Raw genomic sequence first — 23,992 nt, forward strand, 5'->3', positions numbered from 1 at the left:
CCGCAAGTGCGTTGCGTTCCGGGTCGGTCGCGGACGCGAATGGCGAAAGCCACTACCCGGTGCCCGGCGAAGCGCGGGGTATGCAGGACGCACACGACGTCGTCGTGCTCCGGTACGGACACCGACCGGGGCGCGACGACCGGATGACGACCCACGTCGGGCTCACTGCCCGAGCGCTGGGCGCCGACCGGGTGATCCTCCCGGACAACGCCGGCCAGTCGGCCGAGACGGTCCGGGACATCACCGACCGGTTCGGCGGCCCCTTCGCGGTCGAGCTCCGCGGGGACCAGCGGTCGGTCGTCCGGAACTGGGACGGGACGGTCGTTCACCTGACGATGTACGGCGAGCCGGTCCAGTCCGTCGAGGAGGACGTTCGGGAGGCGCACGCCGAGGGCCCCTTGCTCGTGGTCGTCGGCGGCGAGAAGGTGCCCTGGGAGCTGTACGAACACGCCGCGTTCAACGTCGGCGTGACGAACCAACCACACTCCGAGGTCGCCGGGCTGGCGGTTTTCCTCGACCGGCTGTTCGCAGGTGCCGAGCTCGACCGCGAGTGGACCGGGGCCGATCAGGTCGTCGTGCCGCAGGCCGAGGGAAAGCAGGTCGTCGATCCGGAGGACGCACCCGGCGAGGGACCCGTCAAAGACTCCCAACCGGACGAGTAAGGAACGCTCGACCCAACGACTACCGGGAGCGCTTCGATCGGAGCCGCGCGATCCGGACGCGAAGTTCCTGCCGGCTCGTTCCGCGGACGCGGCGCGTGACTGGGTCGCCCATCGGAACGACCGAGAGCCGGTCGAGCGAGGGCGGCCAGTCCCGATAGCCGCGGGCGTCGTGGGCGTCCCGGAGCGCGTCAGCGATCGACGCGGCGTCGATCGATCCGGTCCCGTGGATCCCGGACGCGCCGACCCGGGCGGTGGCCGCGTCGGTCCGGGACCGTCCCCGACCGATCAGGAGCCGGTCGCCGAGCGCGAAGGGAATCCACAGCGGCGCGACGGCCACGAGGAGGAGGCCGCCGGCGAGCGCGTACACGACCCAGGGAACCGACCGGTCGCCGCGGTCGCCGGCGCCAAGCATTCGGGGGCGCTCGGACCGATCGCCGTGATCGGCGTCGCCGTATCCGGTCCGTCGTGAGAGGAGCTCGGCGCCCAGCAGCGCCACCACCTCGACGACGAGCGCGGGCGCCAACAGCGCGGTCGCGAGCCGCGCGCGGCGTGAGCTCCCGCGAAGCAGCGCGTGGGTGACCAGCGCGTCGAAGGCGGGATCGTCGAGGTCGGCCAGCCGCGTGGGAACGACGAGCGTCGTCCCCGTCCGGGTCGCGACGACGCCAACGTTCATCGCGCGTCGGTCCACGACGCGGACTGCCGGCGGGTCGATCCGTGCGGCGTCGGCCACGTCCGCGACGCGCTCGACCAGGGAGTCGACCGTGGGATCCCCGGTCGATGCGGCGCCGTCGGCGGACGCGGACCCGCCGCCCGCCCCGGGATCGACTGCCGCCGACCGTGAATCGATCGCGCGGTCGACGATGACCGGACCGAGCGCGTAGGACCCGCCCAGCCCACCGACCGTCGCGATCGCGACGGCCACGCTCGTGTCGAACGGACCGCCGACCACGACCTCCGCAACGAGAACCGCCGGACCGCCGAGGAGTGCGATCGCAACGGTCGCGAGCAGCGCCGCGCCCAGGAACTCGGCCCGCGAGGGCGATTCCGTGGCGATCGCGCCCGCCCCGGACCGACCGCGATCGACGTCGGAGTCGGACATATCCACGGGGTCGCCCCGTCGCCACAAGAGTCTGCCGACGTGCGGATGCGACGTTGCGGGCGAGCTACGCACCGGCCGACCGGTGCCAGCCGATCCGGAGCCGGTCGCCCATCGCTTCGATCCTTTTAAACGACTGCCGAGTCGAGTACACCGCAATGGCTTTTGAGGATCTGTTGAACGACCCCGTCATCCAGAAGTACCTCCACGAGCTGGTGGGACCGACGGGGATGCCGGTTGCGGCCGCACCCCCTGAGGGGGAGGTGACGGACGAGGAGCTGGCCGAGGAGCTGGGCCTGGAGCTCAACGACGTTCGTCGCGCGCTGTTCATCCTGTACGAGAACGACCTGGCGACGTACCGTCGCGTCCGCGACGAGGACTCCGGGTGGCTCACGTACCTGTGGACCTTCCATTACGACAACATTCCGGAGAACCTCAAAGAGGAGATGGACCGGCTCCTCGAGGCGCTCGAGGAGCGTGAGGAGTACGAGCGCACCCACGAGTTCTACCTCTGTGACGTGTGCTCGATCCGCTTCGAGTTCGGCGAGGCGATGGACTTCGGCTTCGAGTGTCCCGAGTGCGGCTCGCCGATCGAGGCGATGGAGAACGACCGGCTCGTCGAGGCGATGGAGTGGCGGGTCGACCAGCTGCGCACGGAACTCAACGCGGACGTGGGGAACTGATGGTCGTCCTGGCAACCAAGTGTTACGTCTCGGGCGACGCACGCGACCGCGCGCTCGACGGGATGAACGCGCTCGTCGACAACGCGATCGGCGACCTCCACGTCGAGTGGCAGGTCGGCGTTCGCGAGGACGACTTCGTCCAGGTCGACGTGACCGGCGAGGACGCCACGGTCGCGCGCAACGCGCTCGCCGAGGAGTGGGGCGAGATCGTGACCCACGACGAGGGGCTCCAGCCCGGCGAGGAGTACGTCGGCACCCTCGAGTCCTGGGACGACGACGGGTTCGTTCTCGATGCGGGGTCGGGCGTCGACGTCCGGATCCCCGCGGACCGGATCGGCCTCGGTCGCGGATCGCCCGCGCAGGTGGTCGAGCGGTTCGGCCTCGTCCAGCACCTTCCGATGCGGTTCGTCTACGCTGCCCCGGTCGACGAGGCGGACGGCGAGGACGGAAGCGACGAGGACGGAAGCGACGAGGGCGGAAGCGACGAGGGCGGAAGCGACGATGCGGACGCCACTTCCAGGCTCGCCGACGCCGAACGCGACCGCCTCTACGAGTGGCAGCGCGGTCCCGGGCGCGTGACCGTCAACTCCGTGACCCGCGGGGAGGCCCGCGCGACGGTCAACCGCGCCGGCCACGCACGCGACATCGTCACGGTCGAGCGGCTGGGTCTGCTCGAACAGAGCATCGTCTGCGGCGAGGGCACCGATCCGCCCGGACTGCTGGCCGCGATCGGATCGTACCTCCCGGCCGAACTCCGGTGTGTCGTCTGACCGATCGCCGTCTCCACTCGTATCCGTGAACCGACGATCCATCCTGGCGCTCGCGACGGTCGCGCTACTTGCCGCCAGCGCCGGCTGTCTCGGCTACGTCACCGGCGGCGGCGAGATCGCAAACGAGACGCTCGACGCCGAGCCGCCCGGCGAGTACCCCTGGAACGGCTCGACCGACGCCCGGATCGACCTGCGGACCGACGGCACGTATCTGGCCGTCTACAACGCCACCGGCCGCGAGGAGTTCCGTCTGTACCAGGAGACCGGGTACGGAACCGAGGACCCGCTCGAGTTGCGGGCGTTCCGGTACCAGTATCCGAACGGGACCGTGATCAACGGATCCCAGTTCCGGGCCCGTGGCGGCGAGATCGAACAGACGACCGAGGAGGTGTGGGTCCGGTTCGGCGACGGGATGGACGGCGGAGCCATCGCCTACGCCGGCGACGGCTCCCCGCGCCGGTTCATCGCGCGGACGTACGTGACCGGATCCTACGAGGTCCGTCTGCCGGAGGGGTTCACGACCGACCTCAGACCGTTCGGCCACGCCTCCCCGCGCGGCTACGAGGCGACGACCATCGACGGACAGGAACGGCTGGTCTGGGAGGAGGTCACCACTTCCGTGCTCGTAGTCCAGGCGTATCGCCGGGGAGATCTCCCGGTCTTCGGCGTCATCGCCGTCGTCGCGCTGGTGATCGGCGTCGCCGGCTACCTCTACTTCCGGCGCCAGCTGGAGGCCCTCCGCGATCGACGCCGGGAGATGGGCCTCGAGGACGTGGAGTCGGACCTCGACGACCTCGATGACGACGACGGTCCGCCTCCGGGGATGCGGTAGCACCGTCCCGGGGGCCGATCGACGATCCCCTCCGACCGCACCCGGACCCGACGGCGACGGGGTTTTGACGTGCTGGCACCTACCGGCCGGTATGCGAGTCGGGATCGTCACCGTCGGCGACGAGCTGCTGTCCGGGGACACGGAGAACACGAACGCCACGTGGCTGTGCGACCGGCTCGACGCGCGCGGCGTCGAGGTACGCCGCGTGACGACGCTTCCCGACGACGTCGCCGACATCGCCCGGACGGTCAACGAGTATTACGCCGAGTACGACGCCGTGATCGTCACCGGCGGGCTCGGCCCCACCCACGACGACCGCACGATGGAGGGGGTCGCGGCGGCCTTCGGTCGGGAACTAGTCGAGCATCCGGACGCCGTCGAGTGGCTCGACGGCCAGGACGGCTACAGCGCGGCGGATCTGGCCGACGGGACCGCGCACCTGCCGGCCGGCGCGCGCCTCCTCGAGAACGACTCCGGGGTCGCGCCCGGCGCGGTCGTCGAGACCGTGTACGTTCTGCCTGGCGTCCCGGCGGAGATGCGGGCGATGTTCGAGCGGATCGCCGACGAGTTCTCGGGAACGCCGCGACACGTCGTAACGGTCGAGGTCGACGAGCCCGAGAGCGCGCTCATCGACCGGCTCGAGGAACTCCGCGACCGCTTCGACGTCACGGTCGGCTCCTATCCCGGCGAGACGGTCCGGATCAAGCTCACCGCCGAGGAGGTCGCGACCGCCGAGGAGGCGGCCGGCTGGCTCCGGGAGCGGGTGCAGTCACCGGCGTAGCGGGCGGATCCACGGAGATTCCGGCCTCCGGGTGGCCTATCGATAGACCGAGGCCAGCCAGACGGCGGTCAAAAGGAGGCTGACGACGAGCACGGCGACGGACGTCTCGGGGATCGGTAGCGACGCGGATCCGGTTGCGAGCGGTAGCATACGCGCAGTTGGCCCGCGGGGGTTGTAAGCGTTCAGGCTTCGGGTCGACGGTGAGGGGTGACGGATGACTTCGACCGCAGTTTGTGCCTACGGCACGTCTTTTATACCGGACGTCGTTGTCCCGATATGGGCGAGATACTCGGATCGACCCTCGCCGGGTACAGCGTGATGACCGTCGACGGCGAGGAGGTCGGCACGCTGGTGAACGTCACGATGGATCCGACCACCGGTGACCTCCGACGGTTCGTCATCGATCCCGAGGGCCGAACGCTTCCGGGGTTCGAGACGAACGACGACGGGCACGTCGAGATCCCGGCGCGGACGTTCCGGTCGCGCAGCGACTACATCCTTATCGATCCGACCACAGCGGACGGCCCGAGGGAAGGCGGCAACGACTCGACCGCGCGAGAAGACGACTCACCCGTGCGAGGAGACGACTCGACCGCGCGAGGAGACGACCGGGGTCCGGCCGCACGGGACTGATTCCCGCCCAGCTACACACCAGACCATATATGATCCCCGCTATACTTCCTCCAATACATACCCCCGTCTCGCTGCAAGCGGCGCTCGCGCCGCCGGTCGAGTGGGCCACCTTCGCCGGGTTCCTGCTCGTTCCCGGACTCATCGCGACCCTGCTCTGGTCGCCGTTCCTCATCGTCGACCGGATCCGGTCGCTGCTCGCGGCGCTCCCGCCGACCGGGTCGGTCCTCCCGACGTACCTGCTCGCCGGCGTCGGCGGCTCGATCCCGTACATCGTCGGCGCGACCGTCGTGACGACGACGGTCGATACGGCCGGCGCCGCCTGGAGCAACGCCTTCATCACCGTCGCAGTACTGCTGTTCGTCGGCTACGCGGTCGGGGTACCCGTGGTCACGAACGTGGCGTTACCCCGGCTCGCTCTGGATTGGGACCCGACCGGGTACGGTCCCTCGACGTGGGTCCTGCTGGCCGCCGGCGGCGCGAGCTACGCGCTGTTGTTCTCCATCCCGTTCGTCGTGGTGAGCTTCCTGCTGGCGCTTCCCGGAGGGTACTGATGCGGGAGCGTTCGCGGTGGTCGGACCGCGGGGGTCGCTCACGCCGGTCGCGCCGGAGGTTCCTCGCGTCCGGGGCCGCCACGGTCGCCGCGACGACGCTCCCGCTGGTCGCCGGCTGTCTCGGCCGGACCGCTGAGACCCTTCGGCTGAGCGCGTACGACCGCGAGTCGCTTCCCGATTCGGTGCTGTTGGCGGACCCGACGACGCCGACCGCGCGGTTCGCGATCGACTATCCCGACCGATACAAACGCGACCGCTACCGGACCCTGATCCGGACCGGATCGATGACGGCGCTCAACTACGAGCTGACCTACACCTACGAGTTCGGGTCCGAGACCCGTGAGGCGGCGCGGTTCATCGTCGACGAGGGATCAGGTGAAGACGTCGCGGACGCTGGGGACGCCGAGGACGACGGAGACGCCGAAGACGACGGAGACGCCGAGGACACGTACTATCGCGTCCACATCGAGGACCAGCGAACCGTCGAGCGGGAGTGGTGGGAGTTCTACCTCGACCTCGTGGACGATCCGCCGGAGGACGCCGAAGGGGTGACCCCGCCCATCGAGTCGCTCTCGGCGGCCGATCGTCGGATCGTCGACGCCGCGCTCGGGGCCGTCTACGCGGACCGGAATCCGCCGATCGACGTCGGCGGGGACGCGTTCGGCACCCGCGGGCCGCTGTACCACGAGTTCCTCGACGCGGACGCGAGCGTCCTCGTTCCCGATCCGTCATTCGAGTACGTCCGCTCAAACGACCGGTGGTTCGCCGCTCGCGCCGAGCAGGGGACCGCGACGCCGACCGAGACGACCCACTCGGTCGAGCCGGTCGCGGACACGCGTGCTGGCTTCGAGGACCACGTCCGGTCGACGCTGATTCGGGCCGACCTCTCACCGGGATCGCTCCCGGACGGGGAGGCGGACGTGGTCCGGACCGCCGTTCGAACGCCCTTCTACGAGGAGGAGCTGCCGATGTCCGCGGCGCTCCGGTCCGTGATGGAGCGGCTCGGGGCGGGCGAACATCTCCCGGCGGACGACGCGTTCGAGCTCGGGATCGAGTTCGACCACCTCTTCGCCACCGTCGACGGGACCGTCTACGCGTTCGACCTGAGCGTGCAGCCGTGACCGGTGAGCGTGCAGCCGTGACCGGTGAGCGTGCAGCCGTGACCGGTGAGCGTGCAGCCGTGACCGGGACGTCGAGCCGTCGGGCCCGATGCCCCCAATAGCTTCAAACCCCGTCGCGTTCTCCGGGACCGTAGTGACCCAACGGCTCTCGACCATCTCGCCGCGCGCCCTCGAGACGTTGCCGGTCGAGCTGGCGATCCTCGATTCGGACGGCACGATAGTTCTCGTCAACGACGCATGGCGGCGGTTCGCGGACGAGAACCACGGCGTCGACCCGGACTACTGGGTCGGACGGGACTACCTGGCGATCAGCGAGCGGGCATACGATGACCCCGACGTGGCCGCGATCGTCGACGGACTACGGGCGATCCTCGGCGGCTCCGACGAGCCTCTCGACGTGGAGTATCCCTGTCACTCGCCGGACCGACAGCGCTGGTTCCGGATGGAGGCCGTCGGGTTCGACCACGGCGGCGGCCGGTACGCGACGGTGATCCACTACGACATCACGGAACGCAAGCTCGCCGAACTGGCGGCCACGTCCGGCGAACATCAGCTCAAGACGATCCTCGCGGTGCTCACCCACGACATCCGAAACCCGCTGACCGTCATCGACGGCTACGCGGAGCTGCTTGGCGAGGAACTGGACGAGACGGAGAAAACGGAGATCATCCGTCGGGCCGCAAAGCGGATCGCGGAGATCGCCGAAGCCACCGTCGAGTTCACGCGCTCGAGCACGCTGACCGCCGTCGAGCCGGTCAGGGTCTCCGAGCTGGCCGAGGCGGCCTGGACGGGGGTCGCCACCGCGGACGCGACGTTGGCCGTCCACCGGACGCCGACGATACACGGCGACCGCCGGCTCCTGCTACAGCTGCTCGAGAACCTGTTCCGCAACGCGGTCGCGTACGCCGGCCCGGACTGTACCGTGACGGTCGGTCCCCTCGAGGACGGCTTCTACGTGGAGGACGACGGCCCCGGGATCCCGGAGCCGATCCGCGAGCGTGCACTGGAGGCCGACTTCTCGACCGGTGGAACCGGCGGGCTCGGACTCCCGATCGTGGCGTCGATCGCGCGGGCGCACGGGGGAAAGCTTCGGATCACCGACGGCAGGAACGGAGGTGCCCGCTTCGAGATCACCGGGATCGACGACGTCGCACCGTGAGGCGGAGCGTCGTGCCGATCCCGTCGCCGTGATCGGGGTCACCGAACCGGCAACGCGGCTGCCGCGTCCACCCTCGAGTCGATCGGTTCTTCCGCCCGACCGACGTACGGCGAGTATGCAGCTCTCCGCCGTCGACCTCTCGCCGGTCCCCGACGCAGGAACCGCCGCCGACGCGTACGAAAACACCGTCGAGGCCGCCCAGCAGGCGGATCGATTGGGTTTCGAGCGGTTCTGGGTCGCCGAACACCACGCGATGGCCGACACGCTCGCGGGCACGACGCCCGAGGTCCTGCTCGGACATCTGGCCGCGGAGACGGACACGATCCGGCTCGGGTCCGGGGCCGTGTTGCTCAACCACTACAGCCCGTTCAAGGTGGCCGAGGTCTTCGGCGCGCTGGACGGGCTGGCTCCCGGCCGTATCGACGCGGGACTCGGGCGCGCGAACGGCTCGCCGGCGGCCGACCGCGCGCTCGGCACCGACCGCCACGCGACGGACCCCGACGGCGACCACCGGGAGAAGATCGAGGCGGTCGTGGCCCACCTCGCGGACGAGTTCCCGGACGACCACGCCTATAGCGACCTGGAGATCCCGCGGTCGGGGGCCGAGACGCCCGTCCCCTGGGTGCTCGGGTCCAGTCCCTCGAGCGCCGCGATCGCCGGCGAGTTGGGCCTGCGGTACTGTTTCGCCGCCTTCATCCGCCCCGGGTTCGCGGAACGTGCGTTCGAGACGTACCGGAGTCGGTTCGAGGCCGCCGACAGACCCGGCGCGCCCGACTCCCCGCACGGGATCGTGGCAGTCAACGCCGTCTGTGCGCCGACCGACGCGGAGGCGGCCCGGCGCCGCGCCGTCGCCGAGGCCTCCTTCGCCCGGATGCGCCGCGGGGTGGTCGGCACCCGACCGTCGATCGAGGAAGCGATCGACGAGCTCGGCGGCGTGCCCGAGCCGACCCCGGAGACGCTCGCCGCCGACGAGTGGCCGCGGGCGATATCCGGCGCTCCCGACACGATCGCGGGCCTGCTCGAACGGCTCGCCGACCGCGTCGGGGTCGACGAGGTGATGATCCAGCACGTCCAAGCCAGCCACGCTGACGCGCTGGAGTCGCACGAGCTGATCGCCAAGGGCGTCGGGGTCGTCTGAGTCACGGGCCGTCGGCATCGGCTGGACGTCGAAATAAAAGTAAAAATTCATACACTAATTAAAAACAGACAGAATAGAAATACAATTAGAAAGGATATATAATAACTTTAAATAATATATTCGGAACGGCGAATCAAACGTGTTCCCGAACCCAGCTGTACTCCCGCAAGGAAAGCTCGATAGAATCGCGTAATATGGCGATTCAAGGCGGAATACGGAAAACACGGTCCTCTCGAAACAGTCGGAAAGAGCGGAGAACCTCGATGATTATCTTGGATCTCCCAACCACTGATATCGGTGAACTATTCGTTAAATATTAATATTTTATATGAATAAGTGAACGAGATGCATATGAAATGAACTATTAGGCTGAAGATATTACTTTTTGCTCGGATTAATAACCCGATGAGTTAGTATCACGATACCGGAATAAATCGACACTCCGTCGGTTGGTAGCAACCATATTTTGTCGTCTTTTATAAACTATCTCTAAATTATATATTGTATTAAATGTGGTAATATAATTATATATTAATATATTATATATTGGAATGTGGGAACGGTACCTCGGCAGTTGCGATCGGTTCGGCTCGGACTCTCGTCAAGAAGTACGTCGGAGCCCAGCGCTCAATCGAGCACGAGAAAAGCCGACCAGTGAGCGACGCTACCTGCAGTCGCTTGATCGCGTATCGGTTTGAATCATCGGCGTCATTCGTATTTGAATCGTTGTTTCTTCCCCGTCGCGGTACGTTCGATGGATTCGACGATCTCGTACTGCTTGGGGCGTTTGTAGTTCGCTAGATCTTCTCTGTTCTTACAGTAGGCCTCCAGCTCGGCTTCGGTGAGCTCCTCACCGGTGACGAAGGCCTTGACTCGTTCACCCCACTCCTCGTCGGATTCCCCGACGACGATAGCTCCGTCAACGCGCTCGTGGGTTTCCAATGCCTCCTCGACCTCCGCCGGCGACACGAGCTCGCCCCCGCTCAGGATCATGCCGTCAGCACGGCCGGTGACTGAGACGTATCCCTGTTCGTCCTTGATCGCGAGGTCATCCGTGTAGAACCAACCCTCAGTGAAGACCGCCTCCGTCGCATCGTTGTTGTCGAAGTAGTAGTCCATAATGCCCTCCCCCTTCGTAATGATACGGCCGATTTCCCCGGCTTCAGCTCGATCGTCGGGATCGAAGTCCTCGTTCTGCCCGAATTCGATGATCCTGACCTGTTTGTCTGGATTCGGTCGACCGGTCTTCCCTGCATTCTCGGGAAGGTCATCGGGGCGAAGCATAAGATCGTAGAGCGTCTCCGTGGAGCCGTAGCTGTTGTAAATGTTCGGTGTGACTTTCTCGATGAGATCACTCGCGAGCGATTTTGAGAGGGGCGCACCCATACACTGCATTGCTTCGATGGACGAGAGGTCGTAGTCACCGATGTGCTCCTGTTCAGCGAGCCGTTTCGCGACCGTGGGGACGGTCACGACGTACGTGACGTCGTGTTCGTCGATGACCGCTGGCGCCATCTCAGGCCCCCAGTCTTCGGCTAGGAGGATGGTCCCACCCGCGCAGAGAGTGGGGTTGATCATCGCACCCATTCCACCGGCGTGGAAGAACGGTGAGAGCTGCAATCCGACCGTCTTTTGCGTGATGAATCCCTGTGCGGAGTAGGCCTCTTGGATCCGATGGTGTGCAGTCTCCTGCGTGAAGGCGACCCCCTTCGGTTGGCCAGTCGTTCCGCTCGTGTACAGCATATAACAGAGTCGTCCTTCGTTCGTCGGTAGCTGTGGTGGGCTGGCAGCCGAACCCGATGTGAGGACGTCCTCGAAAGACTCCTCGCTGGCAGATTCGCCGTTCGCCTCGATTAACCGTGGAGTCCGTGAAACCGCCTTTGCAGCTGTCTCAATGTCCTCGCTGTCTCGAGCGTCGTAAATAACGGCCTCCGCGCCGAGTTCTCCGATGATGTGTTCGAAATCGGCCCGCGTGAGCATGTAGTTCAACGGGACCGGAACGGCGCCGATCTTGTAACATGCGAACACGGAGAGTGGGTACTCCGCAGTGTTGTACAACACGATCGGCACTCGATCGCCTTCACGGATCCCACGGTTCCGCAATCCGTTCGCCATCCGATTCACCTTCGAATCGAACTCGGCGTAGCTCCACGTTTCGTCCGTGTCGAGGATCTCGATCGCGGCGTTCTCCCCACGGTACTCCACGTTCCGCTCTAGCATATCACGTGGCGTTAGCATAGGTTAGTGCAGACGATAGGACTATTTCAATTCTGCGGTAAGCATCGGGGTAGATCGTTCCGTCAGCGGAAACGGTTACTCGTCGGACTCGTCCCGAGTCGCCCAGCTGTGGAACAGCGTTCGTACCTGTCCCACGATACCGTCCGGCATATATATCAAAATGGCAATGAATATCATTCCGACAGGGATCTCCCACCAGGAAATCAAGCCACTGAGAGACTCCTCGAGCAGCGTAATGACGGAGGCACCGAGAATCGGACCGACGAGCGTTCCGGCACCGCCGATGATCGTCCATAGGATCACCTCTCCTGACAAGAGGTAGCTCAGCAGGCTCGGACTCACGTAGCCCGTTAAGATCACCTGAAGTGCACCGGCGAATCCAGCGATACCACAGGAGATCGTGAACGCGACCACGCGATACTTCCGTTCATCGTATCCGAGATACGTGAGTCGGTTACTGTTTGCTTTCCCCCCTTGCAGAACCTCCCCAAGTGGCGAGCGTACGAGACGATTGGCGATGAGGAACGTCAGGAGCAGACAGACCAGCGCGAGATAGTAGACGACATGTTGTTCGTAGAGGGAAACGCTAACTGTGCCGGGGACCAAAACGAGGTCAGGAAGGGACAGGGAGAACCCGTCGTGGGCACCAGTGATCTCCAGGTTCTTGATGATCGTCGTCACGACCAGTGCCCAAATCAGCGTGAGGATCGAGAAATAGACGTCCCGGGTTCGAACGGAAACGATCCCGATCAAAAGCCCGATCAGGGCGGTTCCGAGAACTGCGAGGACCAGCATCAGCCAGATGCTCTCGACCCCGAACTGCGTGAACGGAACGCCGAAGAGATACCCACCCAAGCCAAAAAACACCGCGTGGCCGAAGCTGACCACGCCGTTGTAGCCGTAGAGAACATCGTACCCCAGCGCAAAGAGGCCGAATACGAGGATCTGAGTCAATAGTCGGACGTCGGAGGCGCTGGCTAACCGGGGTGCAGCGAACAGTAGCCCGAGAACGCCGATCACCGCGAGCGTCCGGATCGGTTGGGAAGCGAGTCGTCCATCGTCGAAGCTGCCGAGGAGTTTCTGAAACATTGTCAGTTCGAAAAGATTCCCTGTGGGCGAACCAGTATGACGGCGATCACGAGCACGAACACGAGGAGCTGTGTCGTCCAGGGTGCTATCCAGATCGTGGCGATGGATCGAGTCAACCCGATCAGGAGGGCTGCAACGACGGCGCCCGGAATGCTGCCCATTCCACCAACGATGGCGATGATGAAGATGTCCAGCAGGACGGTGAGCCCCACGGTTGGATAGACTCCCTGGATCGGCGCAAGGAATCCTGCTGCGATCGTGGCCAAAAACGCGCTTATCGCGAAGGTCATCGCGTACACTCGATCCACACGGATCCCGAGCGACCGGGCGTTTTCGATGTCCTGCGCGCTCGCCCGGATGAGCAAGCCGTAGCGCGTCCGTTCGAGGAAGATCCAGGCCAGGGTCAGGACGACGGCGGCCGCGACGATGATGAGCAGCCGCTCGGTCGGATACGTGACGAGCCACAGATCCGTCGCCCCGCTAACTGGTGTCGATATCGATCGAATCCGTCCCCCAAATATCTCGAAGGCGGCACGGTGTGAAATGAATAGCAGGGCGAAAGAGATGATCATCGACTGTACCGGGTCCCTATCCCTGATCGGAGCGAATACGAATCGTTCAACCGGTAGCGCAATGACGGCAACTGCGACCGCCGCCAGGACCAACGCGACCCAGTAGTTCCCAACGACCCCTAACAACACGAGTATCAGGTACGCGCCGATCATATAGAACTCCGTGTGAGCCATATTTACGACGTGCATAACACCGAATACTAGCGTGAGCCCAACGGCAACTAATGCCAATGAAAGCCCGGTCGACAACCCGTTTAGTATGGGAATGACTATCTGACTCAACTCGACCATACCCCCCATTTCAAGTCAACATAAATAATGATTTCCATCATCTGTAGTATATTTTCTCGTCGAACGGCTCCCGGAGCAACCGCTGCGGGTTCGCTCGCCCAAACGGCTCAACTCTATGTCAAACAAATTCCCATACACTTATTAGTTAGATATCTCATAGTCAGCCTCGTATGCGTGAGACCTTGTCAACACGGCGGAGAATCTTGAAATCGGGCGCGGCGCTGACGGGCGCTGGGCTCCTAGCAGGCTGCTCCGGGGACGGTGGTTCCGTATCGGGGAACGACGGAGACGGGAACTCCGCCGGGACCGGAACCGGTGGAAACTCCGGCGGGAGCAGTAGCGCTTCAGATGGGACGATTACGGTCGGGACGATCCATCCACAGACGGGACCGTACGCCGTGTTCACCGAATCGGTCGAGGCAAGCGTTCAGATCGCTGCCGATCGGATCAATCAGAACGGTGGAGTGAACGGGAACACGATCGAGGTGCTGAACAGGGACAGCCAGTTGGACCCGAGCACGGCTGTGCAAGAAGCACGCGATCTCGTACAAGCCGAGAACGCCGACATCCTGGTCGGAGCGACGTCGTCCGCGGTAACCCGTGCAATCACCGACGTCGCCAAACGGAACGGAGTGATCCAGCTGAACGCGACGTCCGCATCTCCATCACTAACCGGTGAGAACTGTAGCCGCTACTTCTTCCGCTTCCGACCGACGACCGAACACCAAGCCATCCCCTTTTGTCCGTGGCTCTACGAGAACGTCGGCCAGACGATGAGCATCTACTACTCCGACTACGCGTGGGGGCAAAGCGGCTTGGAGAACTTCAGCGCCGAATTCGAGGACGCGGGAGGGGAGGTGCTCAACTCCGTCGCCGTCCCTCTGGGGACGTCCGACCAGAGCAGTTACATCTCGAGCATCGACACGAATGCGGACGTCCTGGTTCCGGTTATGGGTGGCTCGGACGCGGCAGCATTCCTCGAACAGGGCAATAGCTACGGGATCTTCGAGGAGATGGAGGTCGCAGCTCCCGGTTCGGATTTCTTGGGCGGACATCTCGAGCAGGCCATCGAGGGAATGACGATCATCACCGCGTTTATGCCTCGCGCGGTCGGGCTCTGGGATACGCCGTACATCCAGAACTTCATCGATGAGTATCAGAGCCGGATGGACGGAATGCCAATGATGCAGTCCATCAGGCCGTTCGATATGATGAACCAAGTGTTCTCAACTGCTGCGAGCATCGACTACGGGGGGCGAGGGGACACGGATGCGCTTATCGGCGCCCTTCAGGGACGGGAGTTCAGCGCGGATAACTATGCACGCGCGGCGTTCATACGTTCGGCCAACAACCAAATGACCTACGAGCAGGCGATCATGCGCGCCGAGAATGATAGTTTCACCCAGATGAAAGCAGCTGCACTGGACCCACTCAGGGACATCCCGACGCAGTGTGAATTCTAAACCGATCGAGGGTCGTATCCGCGGTATATGACCCCGTCGGGCGATGTCGCCGTCCGTTCTTCTATAAACCGGTGGGCTATCGGAAACGAGATGTGAACCGAAGCGAGCCTGTCGAAACCCCAGCAAACGCGTAGCGCTGGTGACCGATACGCAGTCTGGAACGAGGACACGAGGAGTCCACCCACAGAGGGTCTCGTATACGGTGTCGATCGGAGAAAATCACCGACGTCAAGCTCGCCAGTAAGTCACGATAGCAGCGGAACGGTGCGGTGAAATTCTCGTCGTGAAGGAACCGAAAGTCTCGGAAGGCTAGTGGTTCCGGTACTCGATGAGTCCGTCGTCCTTGATCAGTTCCTTCGCAACGATGTTTCGGCAGATCTCGTTGGTCCCCTCGAAGATCTCGAAGATTTTCGCGTCACGGTAGTACTGCTCGATCCGATAGTCCTTGGAGTATCCGTGTCCACCGTGTAACTGGAGCGCTTCATTGGCTACCTCTCGAGCCGTCTCGCTGGCTTTGACCTTCGCGAGGGCGCAGTGTTTCGGTGAGACGACTCCCTCATCGAGAAGCGAAGCGGTCCGATAGGTGAGTTGACGTGCCGATTCGATTTGTATGCTCATATCCGCGAACTTCCACTGCAATCCCTGGAAATCGGTGAGTGTTTCGTCGAACTGCTCGCGCTCGCGGGCGTAGGAGAACGCCTTATCGAAGGCACCCTGTGCGAGACCGATACCGAAGGCGCCGACGCTCTTGGCCCGGTTCTTGTTGAACCAGTCCATCAGATGGAGGAAGGCTTCGCCCTCCTCTCCGATCATCCGCCACTCGGCGACGCGGGCGTCATCAAGGTACACCGTCGTGTTGTTCTCGGCGTGCAGGCCCATCAGGTCGGAATCCTCCGTCGAGTAGCCCTCCTGATCCGTGTCGACGATGAAGGCACTGATCCCCTGGTGAGGGTCGTCCTCGTTACGCGGACCGGTCCTGGCAAAGACGATCGTATAATCGGCGATCCCGCCGTTGGTGATCCAGAGCTTCGTCCCGTTGATGACGTACTCGTCACCGTCCTGCTCCGCGGTCGTTTCGATCCCGGTGACGTCGCTTCCACCTTGTGGTTCCGTGATCGCGACACCGCCAGTCATCTCGCCTTCGGCCGTTGGTTGGACGAAGGCCTCTTTCTGTTTCTCGGTCCCGTGGTCGACGATCAGGTTCGCGGCCGCACTCCACGACCCGATCGCAACGCCGATGGCCGGATCAACGCGACAGAGTTCCTCGGTGATCACGACCTCCGTGAGATATCCCATATCCGTTCCGCCGTACTCGACGGGGAGGAGCGAGCCAGTGAGTCCCATCTCGTTCGCTTGATCAACGATCTCGCGTGGATATTCGTGGTTCCGGTTGTATTCCTGGGCGACCGGCTCGATTTCGTTCTCAGCGAACTCACGAACCGTCTCCCTGACGGCTTGTTGCTCATCAGTCAGGCCAAACTGCATACACAGTAGAACTGAGTACCACTACTTAAATTTATTGCTGTTGGTGACGGGGTGGGGCGGGTTCTTGGCCGAAAGTGCGTCAGGATGAAAGCGCCCGATACTGACGGATGCTATCGTTCGACGCTTATCGACTGTACTGGTAGCTCACCGTGATCGATTCCGTACACTCTCGAGCGAGTTTCAACAGATCTTCTTGGTAGTCCTCGTCTTTCATCCGCTCGGTTGGACAGGCGATCCCGATCGCCCCGATCGGTTCACCCTCGACGACGATCGGGACTCCCATCGTCCCCATACCGACGACGTGCTGGTCCCAGTCGACAGCGTACCCCGTCTCTCGAATCGTCTCGAGTTGGTCGCGTAATCGCTTCTCGTCGGTGATCGTGTGGTTGGTGGCCGCCGTGAGCCCCTGGCTGTCGATGATATCGGTGATCCGCGAGGGTGGCAACTCGGCGAGGATCGTCTTACCACCAGCCTGGGAGTGCAGCGGCGCGGACATTCCGGAGTACAGACCGAGATCGATCGATTCCTCTTTCGACTCCTCCTGGAGAACGATCGTCCGACCAGCTTCCTCGATCGAGAGAGTAACGGACTCGCCGGTCTCATTGGCGAGTCGTGCTATGTCCCCACGAGCGACCTGAAAGATTCGCTGACGATGCTTGATTCGCGATCCGGTGTTCAAAAACATATAGCTCAGCCGATACTGTCCGTTTTCCCCGATGACGAACCCAGTCTCACGGAGCGACCGGAGGTACACGTAGGCAGTGCTCTTTGGCATACCCAGTTCCTCGGCGATGCGTGAGGGGCCTGCCGGCCCATTGTCGCGAAGCGCTTCAACGATCTCGAAGGCTCGTTGGACGGACTTCATCGGCGGCGTGCTTTCGTTCATACGTATCGGTATCAACCGCTATCCAATAACTCGTTCGGATATGTTAAACCGAGATAGCATCCCTCCGTGGAGGCTACCGAGCCCCGAGCGTTAGCCCGAAGGCTCGCCGAAAACCGCCGAGATGCTCAGCCAGGAGATTCGAGGATACCGCCGAAATATCAGCTAGCGGCGGATGAGCAGCAGCAAGCAGGGATCAGTTCGTAGCACTACCGCTCCCGGTGGACCGACGTAATGGACGATCGAACGGGGAGTATCGAGCCAGTCACAGTATCGTGGTTCAAAATGGCTAAACGAATGCAGTGTGCTCGCACTGGGTGACGATCGACGATCTCGTCGCCGTAGGGATCTCTACAGGGGAGTTTGCCAGCGATTACAAATCTATGTTTGTAATTTATTGGAGTGACGAAAGGCCGGACGAACCGTTTATCGGGTGCCGCGATGTCATATGAGGATCGTCATTACCCATAGATTACAATCATACTATAGTCATTTATTCATCCGACGAACGTCAAACCAGCAACTCGTCTAATATGGTTAAACGTGTTCTTGTTTCGATGGCTGCTTCAGGAGCTCACCGGTCTCAGGCGGATCACTCGGAGCGACCGTCTGGACCGCGTCTCCTCATCGTTGTGGATACGGGACGCTCATGAACCGCCATAGATCGACGTACATCGAAACGATCCGACGGCAGTGTGTTCCGAATGGATCACGTCACTCAGTTACTACTCGATGCGGCGGATGATATGCTCAACTACCAAAATACATTTATACTAGTAGTAACGAGTGGCCAGTTGATGAAGGCCTTGGTCACGGTCAAGGAAGTGGTAACCGTCGGAGACGAATTCGAGATCGAGGGGACGGAGATCCCACCACAGTACCTCGAAACTGAGCTTAACGAATGGGATAGCTTCGCCCTCGAAGAAGCAGTCCAGCTCAGGGAAGCGGATGTCATCGAAGAAGTCGTCACGGTTACGATCGGCCCCGAGAGCTGTGAGAATACCATCAGGCAGGCGCTCGCGAAGGGCGCCGACAGAGGGATACGGATCTGGGACGAGGCGCTCGAAGACGTCTCGCAGCTGGACGTGAACGCGAAAACGGACATCCTCAGCGCAGTCGTCGAATCCGAGAATCCGGATCTGATCCTCTCCGGCGTTCAGGCGGGAGACGACGGGTTCGGCGCGACCGGCGTCTCCCTGGCCCGCGAGATAGGCTTCCAGTGGGGAGCGGTCGTCAATCACCTCAACCACGAGATTGCGGATGGCGTGGCGGCCGTCCGCCGTGAACTCGAAGGCGGAATCGAAGAGGAAACCGAGATCGAACTCCCCGCGGTTCTGACGATCCAATCGGGGATCAACGAACCACGCTATGCGAGTATGCGCGGTATCCGACAGGCTCGCCAGAAGGAGCTTGCTTCGGTGACGTTGACTGATCTCGGCGTCACGAGCGATGCCGTCACGCCCGAACTCAGACTCACCGATATGTACGAGCCCGAAACCGAGAGCGCCGCGACCGTTTTCGAGGGGGATGCCGAGGAGACGGCCGGACGGTTGGCTGATCTGCTTGAGAACAAGGGGGTGGTCCAATGACGGACGTCCTCGCCGTCGCCGATCATCGGCAAGGGTCGTTGCGGGACGTGAGCTTCGAACTGGTCACCGCCGCGGCGAAGCTGACCGAACAAACGAGTGGGGACCTCCATCTCTTGATCATCGGTGGACCGGTCGAGGAGTTCGCCGAGAAGCTGAATCTACAGGGCGTCGACGTGATCCACACCGTCGACGAGGGGATGGAATTCAACCACGACGTCTACGTTCAGGCGGTTACGCAGGTGTACAAGGCGGTGGCTGCGGAGTACGTGGTGGCACCGAACAGCGCCAACGGTCTCGATTACGCCCCAGCCGTCGCGAACACGCTCGATCTCCCACTGGCAACCGACGTCATCGGACTCGACGCGACCGATGCGACGCTCGCCGTGACACGGGAGATGTACGGGGGGAAGGTCGCGACGACGAACGAGTTGGATGGATCTGCAGTCGTCACGATCCGTGGTGCGGAGTGGCCGATGGCTGCAGAGACGGGGACGGCCAGCGTCAAAACCGTCGATTTTAGCCTTGATGAGGGAAGCGTCGGCTCCCGTGTTACGGGCTTCCGTGAGACGACGGGTGGCGGAGTAGACATCTCTGAGGCGGACGTCCTCGTCTCGATCGGACGCGGGATCGACGAGGAGGAGAACCTGAACATCATCCGCGAGCTGGCGGAGTCGCTCGATGCGACGATCTCCTGTTCCCGCCCGATCGTCGACAGCGGGTGGCTTCCGAAGAACCGGCAGGTCGGACAGTCCGGGAAGGTCGTGACGCCCGATGTGTATCTCGCCATCGGAATCTCCGGAGCGGTCCAACACGTAGCTGGTATGAAAGGGTCGGATACCATCGTGGCGATCAACACCGATACGGATGCCCCGATCATGGACATCGCCGACTACGCGATCCACGACGACCTCTTCGACGTCGTTCCAGCATTGACGGAGCAGTTCCAGTAGATGCTTCGAACGCGTGGTCTGATCGCTCTCCCGTAACAGCCCGTCGCACCGGAAGCCGAATCCAGGTGCTCGACACGAACCTATTTATGTTATCTCTCGTCACATCGTATTATGGTGCAGTATTACGAGGATCTGGAACCCGGTGCTGAGTTCGAAGTCGGTACGTTCACGCTACGTAAGGACGAGATCGTCGAATTCGCCGAACGGTTCGACCCCCAACCGTTCCATATGGACGAGCAAGCCGCAAGTGAATCGATGTTCGGCCAGCTCATCGCCAGTGGACTCCACACCCTCTGTGTTGCCACTCGTGTCTTCACCGAAGAGTATCTGCAAGCGGAGGATAACGTGGCGATTATGGGTGGTGTTGGAATCGACCAGCTTCGATGGCACCAACCCGTGGCTCCGGGTCAGGACCTGACACTCGGCGTCGAGATCCAGGCGAAATCGGACGAAGACTGCCACCCTGACGGCGGATACGTCGATTTTAAACGAACAGTAGCAAACGCGGACGGTGAACCTGTGATGACCGATCTGTCCCGGGGAATCATCGAGAAACGATCAGCATAGCGCCCATCGAAGTAAGGTGCTAGCGCTCAGCCAGCTTCGCGACGCGAGGGGGACACAGCGACCACGTCGGCCGGAGATCTGCAGCCTCAGCGTTCCGTTTTGGCAGCACGTACATACCCGATCGTCATCGAATCGGTCCGCGAACGATCGCGAGAGACGGAAAATCGAAGGAACCTTTTTTATCCACTGGGTCGATCCACCACGGTATGATTACGCAAAGCCAGCTTTTGAAGCGGAACGTACGACATCGGGGTGACTCAGTCGCGTTGCAACTGCTCGATGATGATGAGGAGTGGACCTACGCGGAGTTCGACGAACGAGTGAATCGTGTCGCAAGCGGACTCCAACAGCGGGGACTTCGTGAGGGCGACCGTGTGCCGATCGTGTTGTACAACACGCCGGAATTTCCGCTCTCGGTGTACGCCTGCTACAGGATCGGCGCGATACCGGTACCGCTGAACTATATGTTCAGTGCGGCCGACTTCGAGTACGTGATCGACGACCTGAACGCCGAGGCGATCGTCTACGACCACGAGGATCGTGAGACGATCCAGACGGCCATCGAGAACTCCGGGACGTCCCTCAGACCGATACAGGTCGGTGGAGTGCCGCCGCAGGGAGAGACCTTCAACAGCGTCCTCGACAGCGGCGTCGATAGCGAACCCTCGCCTGTAAGCCCGAACGACGGGCGTATTTCCTACATCCTCTACACCAGCGGCACCACCGGACGGCCGAAAGGCGTCGTCATCAGCCAGGCATCCGCTTACCACCGTATCCAGCAAGCACACGCCGCGCAGGGCCATATCACCCAGGAAACGGTCGGCCTCCAACTCTCCCCGTTCTTCCACGCCGGTGGGATGGGTACGATGATCAATCCCGTGTTATGTGCCGGCGGCTCCCTCCTGCTTGCAAAGGACTGGGGGCCCGATATGGCGCCGGAAGCGGTGAGTGAACACGGAGTCACGTACGTCGTCACGGTTCCGACCGTCGCCAAGCGAATGGCGGATCGAGACGATATCGATGAGTTCGACTTCTCGACGGTCGAGGTGCTCCATTGTATGGGTTCTCCGCTTTCGAAGCAACTCGTGACTCAGCTTTCGGAATCGCTGACTCCGAACATCTTCAACGGCTACGGTTCGACCGAATCGATGTACGACCTCATCCTTCGTCCCGAGGATCTCCCGGAACACGCCGGGAAAACGGGACGACCCAGCGCTGCCAAACAGGTCCGGATCGCGAAGTACGATCCGAAGGATGGGGTTTCTCCGGAAGAGGAAACCGACGTCGGCGAGGAGGGTGAATTGCTCGTCAAAGGCGAAGGGCTCGTCGACTACTACTTCAACGCACAGGATGCCACGAACCGGTCCTTCGAGGAGGGGTGGTATCGAACGAAGGACCTGGCCGTCCGTGATGAGGCGGGTTACGTGACGATCACGGGCCGGGCGGACGATATGATCCTGAGCGGTGGTGAACTCGTCTCGCCGGTCGAAGTCGAGGAAACCCTCGAAGGATACGATGCCGTTGTTAGCGCAATCGTGGTTGGCGTTCCGGACGAAGAGTGGGGCCAGCGAGTGAAGGCATACGTTTCGGGGGACGGGGTGACGGAAGACGAGCTTGATACGTACTGCAAACACGACTCCGATCTGGCCGATTACAAACGGCCACGGGAGTACGAATTCGTCGAGTCGGTGAAACGGACGGCTACAGGCAAGAAGCAACGATTCAAGTACCGACCGGACTGACCCGTGGGTCGGTCGCCCCAAACGGCCACCGACCTCGCGAGTCACCATCCGCGTGGACCGATAGACGTCACCCCCAAGCCCGACAGACCGTCGGACCGGCGATCATCTAACCCATAAATATATAACTATCGAAGTAGAGTGATCGGTATCCGACGTATGAGTGAAGTACTATCGACCGACGGCCTCACAAAGTCCTTCAGCGGGTTCCTCGCGATCGATAACGTCGACTTCGCCATTGAGCACGGCGAGCTCAGGGCGCTCATCGGACCCAATGGAGCAGGAAAGACCACGTTCTTCAACCTCCTCTCAGGAACGTTCTCGCCGACGGAAGGGACGATCGAAGTCAAAGGGGAGGACGTTACCGGAAAGCAACCGCACCAGATCGTCGATCACGGGATCGCGAGATCGTTCCAGATATCGAACCTCTTCGACGGAATGACCGTGATGGAGAACCTTCGTCTCGGAGTCCTTTCGACGAGAACGGATGGCTTTTCACTATCATTTCTTGCTTCCGACATCGAAAATGACGAACGGGTGAAATCGCAAGCCTACGAGGTCGCACGCCAAGTCGACTTGGGTGACGCCGCCGACGCCGAGGTGAGCGAGCTCTCGCACGGACAGAAACGAAAACTCGAGATCGGGATCGCACTCAGCCTCGATCCTGAGCTGCTCTTGCTCGACGAACCGGCAGCCGGACTCACAACGGACGAAACGATGGAATTGGTCGATACGATCCGAAGCGTCAGTGATGACCGGACGATCCTGTTGATCGAACACGATATGGAGTTGGTTCACGACCTTGCCGATACGATCAGCGTGTTACACCACGGGGAGTTGATCGCCGAAGGTGATCCGACGGACGTAAGGGAGAACAGTCAGGTACAGAACGTGTACCTTGGAGGTGAATAGCGATGCTTTCAGTGGACGAGATCCACACCTACTACGGAGATTCCCACGTGTTGAACGGGATTTCTATGGCGGTCGACGAATCGGAAGTGGTCGCGCTCCTGGGGCGCAACGGGGCCGGCAAAACGACCACGTTACGATCGATTATGGGTCACCAGCCGCCGCGGCGCGGAACGATCGAGCTACGGAATGAGGACATTACGGGATTCGCTCCCGAGGACGTCTTCCGAAAGGGAGTGGGATTCGTTCCCGAGGATCGGGGAATATTCCCGGATCTAACCGTCCGTGAGAACCTACTCGTTGGGCTCGATTCGAATCGGAACACCGAGGAGCCACTCAAACCGGCGTTCGAGTACTTCCCACGGCTTGAAGAACGAATGGGACAAAAAGCAGGGACGCTCTCGGGGGGCGAACAGCAGATGCTTTCGATCGGGCGCGTTATCGTCTCGGAGCCCGACGTCCTGCTCATCGACGAGCCGACCGAGGGACTTATGCCGAAGCTCGTGACTGAGATCGGCGAGATCATCGACCAGCTCAACCAAGACGGACATACTATCGTCCTGGTCGAGCAAAATAGTCAACTCGCGCTCGATGTCTCCGATACGGCGTACATCATCGAGAAGGGCGAAGTGAAATATAGCGGTGATTCAACCGAGTTAAGCGATAACGAAGCGATACTCGAGGAGTATCTAACCGTCTGAGCGTCTCTGGCCCGTAGGACTGAGGTAGCATCTACACCGACACACTTGGTCGCGTTAAGTTTGGCGTGCATTGTGGAAGGCGGTGAAGGC

At 62.2% G+C, this 23,992-nt stretch carries 23 protein-coding genes; 17 read left to right on the forward strand and 6 right to left on the reverse strand.

Annotated elements, in window-relative coordinates; genetic code table 11:
• Positions 1–80: 80 nt before the first annotated feature.
• Positions 81–662, forward strand: coding sequence for a tRNA (cytidine(56)-2'-O)-methyltransferase (locus CPZ00_RS00410; protein ID WP_096388867.1), 582 nt, complete (start codon positions 81–83; stop codon positions 660–662).
• A gap of 19 nt (positions 663–681) precedes the next feature.
• Here CPZ00_RS00410 and CPZ00_RS00415 read toward each other — a convergent pair whose 3' ends face one another.
• Complete coding sequence (locus tag CPZ00_RS00415; RefSeq protein ID WP_096388868.1) at positions 682–1,761, reverse strand: hypothetical protein; 1,080 nt, start codon at positions 1,759–1,761, stop codon at positions 682–684.
• 155 nt (positions 1,762–1,916) lie between these two features.
• Between CPZ00_RS00415 and CPZ00_RS00420 the strand changes: the two genes are divergently transcribed.
• The 9 genes from CPZ00_RS00420 to CPZ00_RS00460 all read left to right on the forward strand — a co-directional run bounded on the left by CPZ00_RS00420 (position 1,917) and on the right by CPZ00_RS00460 (position 9,426).
• Positions 1,917–2,441 (forward strand): transcription factor, encoded by a 525-nt coding sequence (locus tag CPZ00_RS00420; RefSeq protein ID WP_096388869.1) that lies wholly within the window; start codon positions 1,917–1,919, stop codon positions 2,439–2,441.
• On the forward strand, positions 2,441–3,211 hold the full coding sequence (locus tag CPZ00_RS00425) for a DUF2110 family protein (RefSeq protein WP_096388870.1): 771 nt from the start codon (positions 2,441–2,443) through the stop codon (positions 3,209–3,211). The genes CPZ00_RS00420 and CPZ00_RS00425 overlap by 1 nt, the downstream gene beginning before the upstream one ends.
• Before the next feature lie 25 nt (positions 3,212–3,236).
• A complete protein-coding gene (locus CPZ00_RS00430) occupies positions 3,237–4,043 on the forward strand; it encodes a DUF5803 family protein (RefSeq protein WP_096388871.1) in 807 nt (268 codons plus the stop codon).
• A 91-nt stretch (positions 4,044–4,134) separates the two neighbouring features.
• The gene (locus CPZ00_RS00435) at positions 4,135–4,824 is read left to right on the forward strand and encodes a competence/damage-inducible protein A (protein WP_096388872.1); all 690 of its coding nucleotides are present in this window, start codon (positions 4,135–4,137) and stop codon (positions 4,822–4,824) included.
• 276 nt (positions 4,825–5,100) lie between these two features.
• Positions 5,101–5,457, forward strand: a complete 357-nt coding sequence (locus CPZ00_RS00440; RefSeq protein WP_096388873.1) for a PRC-barrel domain-containing protein — start codon at positions 5,101–5,103, stop codon at positions 5,455–5,457.
• Positions 5,458–5,486: 29 nt separating this feature from the next.
• A complete protein-coding gene (locus tag CPZ00_RS00445; RefSeq protein ID WP_199243369.1) occupies positions 5,487–6,008 on the forward strand; it encodes a hypothetical protein in 522 nt (173 codons plus the stop codon).
• Positions 6,008–7,129, forward strand: a complete 1,122-nt coding sequence (locus tag CPZ00_RS00450) for a hypothetical protein (protein WP_096388874.1) — start codon at positions 6,008–6,010, stop codon at positions 7,127–7,129. Before CPZ00_RS00445 ends, CPZ00_RS00450 begins: the two co-directional genes overlap by 1 nt.
• A gap of 133 nt (positions 7,130–7,262) precedes the next feature.
• Positions 7,263–8,288 carry a sensor histidine kinase gene (locus tag CPZ00_RS00455; protein ID WP_233255108.1) on the forward strand — a complete coding sequence of 342 codons (1,026 nt, stop codon included), beginning with the start codon at positions 7,263–7,265 and terminating at the stop codon, positions 8,286–8,288.
• A gap of 115 nt (positions 8,289–8,403) precedes the next feature.
• Positions 8,404–9,426: an LLM class flavin-dependent oxidoreductase gene (locus CPZ00_RS00460; protein WP_096388876.1), complete on the forward strand. Its 1,023-nt coding sequence runs from the start codon at positions 8,404–8,406 to the stop codon at positions 9,424–9,426.
• A gap of 708 nt (positions 9,427–10,134) precedes the next feature.
• Here CPZ00_RS00460 and CPZ00_RS00465 read toward each other — a convergent pair.
• The 3 genes from CPZ00_RS00465 to CPZ00_RS00475 form a co-directional block, all read right to left on the reverse strand.
• Entirely contained in the window at positions 10,135–11,646 is a 1,512-nt protein-coding gene (locus CPZ00_RS00465; RefSeq protein ID WP_172861723.1) for a class I adenylate-forming enzyme family protein, read from the reverse strand.
• 93 nt (positions 11,647–11,739) lie between these two features.
• Positions 11,740–12,753, reverse strand: coding sequence for a branched-chain amino acid ABC transporter permease (locus CPZ00_RS00470; protein WP_096388878.1), 1,014 nt, complete (start codon positions 12,751–12,753; stop codon positions 11,740–11,742).
• 2 nt (positions 12,754–12,755) lie between these two features.
• Positions 12,756–13,616 (reverse strand): branched-chain amino acid ABC transporter permease, encoded by an 861-nt coding sequence (locus tag CPZ00_RS00475; RefSeq protein WP_157744143.1) that lies wholly within the window; start codon positions 13,614–13,616, stop codon positions 12,756–12,758.
• Positions 13,617–13,786: 170 nt separating this feature from the next.
• Between CPZ00_RS00475 and CPZ00_RS00480 the strand changes: the two genes are divergently transcribed.
• A complete protein-coding gene (locus tag CPZ00_RS00480; RefSeq protein WP_096388880.1) occupies positions 13,787–15,079 on the forward strand; it encodes an ABC transporter substrate-binding protein in 1,293 nt (430 codons plus the stop codon).
• A 309-nt stretch (positions 15,080–15,388) separates the two neighbouring features.
• Here the strand turns inward: CPZ00_RS00480 and CPZ00_RS00485 are convergent, their stop codons facing one another.
• Positions 15,389–16,564 (reverse strand): acyl-CoA dehydrogenase family protein, encoded by a 1,176-nt coding sequence (locus CPZ00_RS00485; protein WP_096388881.1) that lies wholly within the window; start codon positions 16,562–16,564, stop codon positions 15,389–15,391.
• A gap of 124 nt (positions 16,565–16,688) precedes the next feature.
• The gene (locus tag CPZ00_RS00490; protein ID WP_096388882.1) at positions 16,689–17,450 is read right to left on the reverse strand and encodes an IclR family transcriptional regulator; all 762 of its coding nucleotides are present in this window, start codon (positions 17,448–17,450) and stop codon (positions 16,689–16,691) included.
• 794 nt (positions 17,451–18,244) lie between these two features.
• Here CPZ00_RS00490 and CPZ00_RS00495 point away from each other — a divergent pair.
• The 6 genes from CPZ00_RS00495 to CPZ00_RS00520 all read left to right on the forward strand — a co-directional run bounded on the left by CPZ00_RS00495 (position 18,245) and on the right by CPZ00_RS00520 (position 23,902).
• Complete coding sequence (locus CPZ00_RS00495; RefSeq protein ID WP_096391538.1) at positions 18,245–19,036, forward strand: electron transfer flavoprotein subunit beta/FixA family protein; 792 nt, start codon at positions 18,245–18,247, stop codon at positions 19,034–19,036.
• A complete protein-coding gene (locus tag CPZ00_RS00500) occupies positions 19,033–19,986 on the forward strand; it encodes an electron transfer flavoprotein subunit alpha/FixB family protein (RefSeq protein WP_096388883.1) in 954 nt (317 codons plus the stop codon). Before CPZ00_RS00495 ends, CPZ00_RS00500 begins: the two co-directional genes overlap by 4 nt.
• A 111-nt stretch (positions 19,987–20,097) precedes the next feature.
• Positions 20,098–20,553, forward strand: a complete 456-nt coding sequence (locus CPZ00_RS00505; protein ID WP_096388884.1) for a MaoC/PaaZ C-terminal domain-containing protein — start codon at positions 20,098–20,100, stop codon at positions 20,551–20,553.
• Positions 20,554–20,759: 206 nt separating this feature from the next.
• The gene (locus tag CPZ00_RS00510) at positions 20,760–22,295 is read left to right on the forward strand and encodes a class I adenylate-forming enzyme family protein (RefSeq protein WP_096388885.1); all 1,536 of its coding nucleotides are present in this window, start codon (positions 20,760–20,762) and stop codon (positions 22,293–22,295) included.
• 138 nt (positions 22,296–22,433) lie between these two features.
• A complete protein-coding gene (locus CPZ00_RS00515) occupies positions 22,434–23,204 on the forward strand; it encodes an ABC transporter ATP-binding protein (RefSeq protein WP_233255109.1) in 771 nt (256 codons plus the stop codon).
• A gap of 2 nt (positions 23,205–23,206) precedes the next feature.
• The gene (locus CPZ00_RS00520; protein WP_096388887.1) at positions 23,207–23,902 is read left to right on the forward strand and encodes an ABC transporter ATP-binding protein; all 696 of its coding nucleotides are present in this window, start codon (positions 23,207–23,209) and stop codon (positions 23,900–23,902) included.
• Positions 23,903–23,992: the final 90 nt, after the last annotated feature.

Source organism: Halopenitus persicus (genome assembly GCF_002355635.1).
In the GTDB taxonomy this organism is placed as follows: Archaea; Halobacteriota; Halobacteria; order Halobacteriales; family Haloferacaceae; genus Halopenitus; species Halopenitus persicus_A.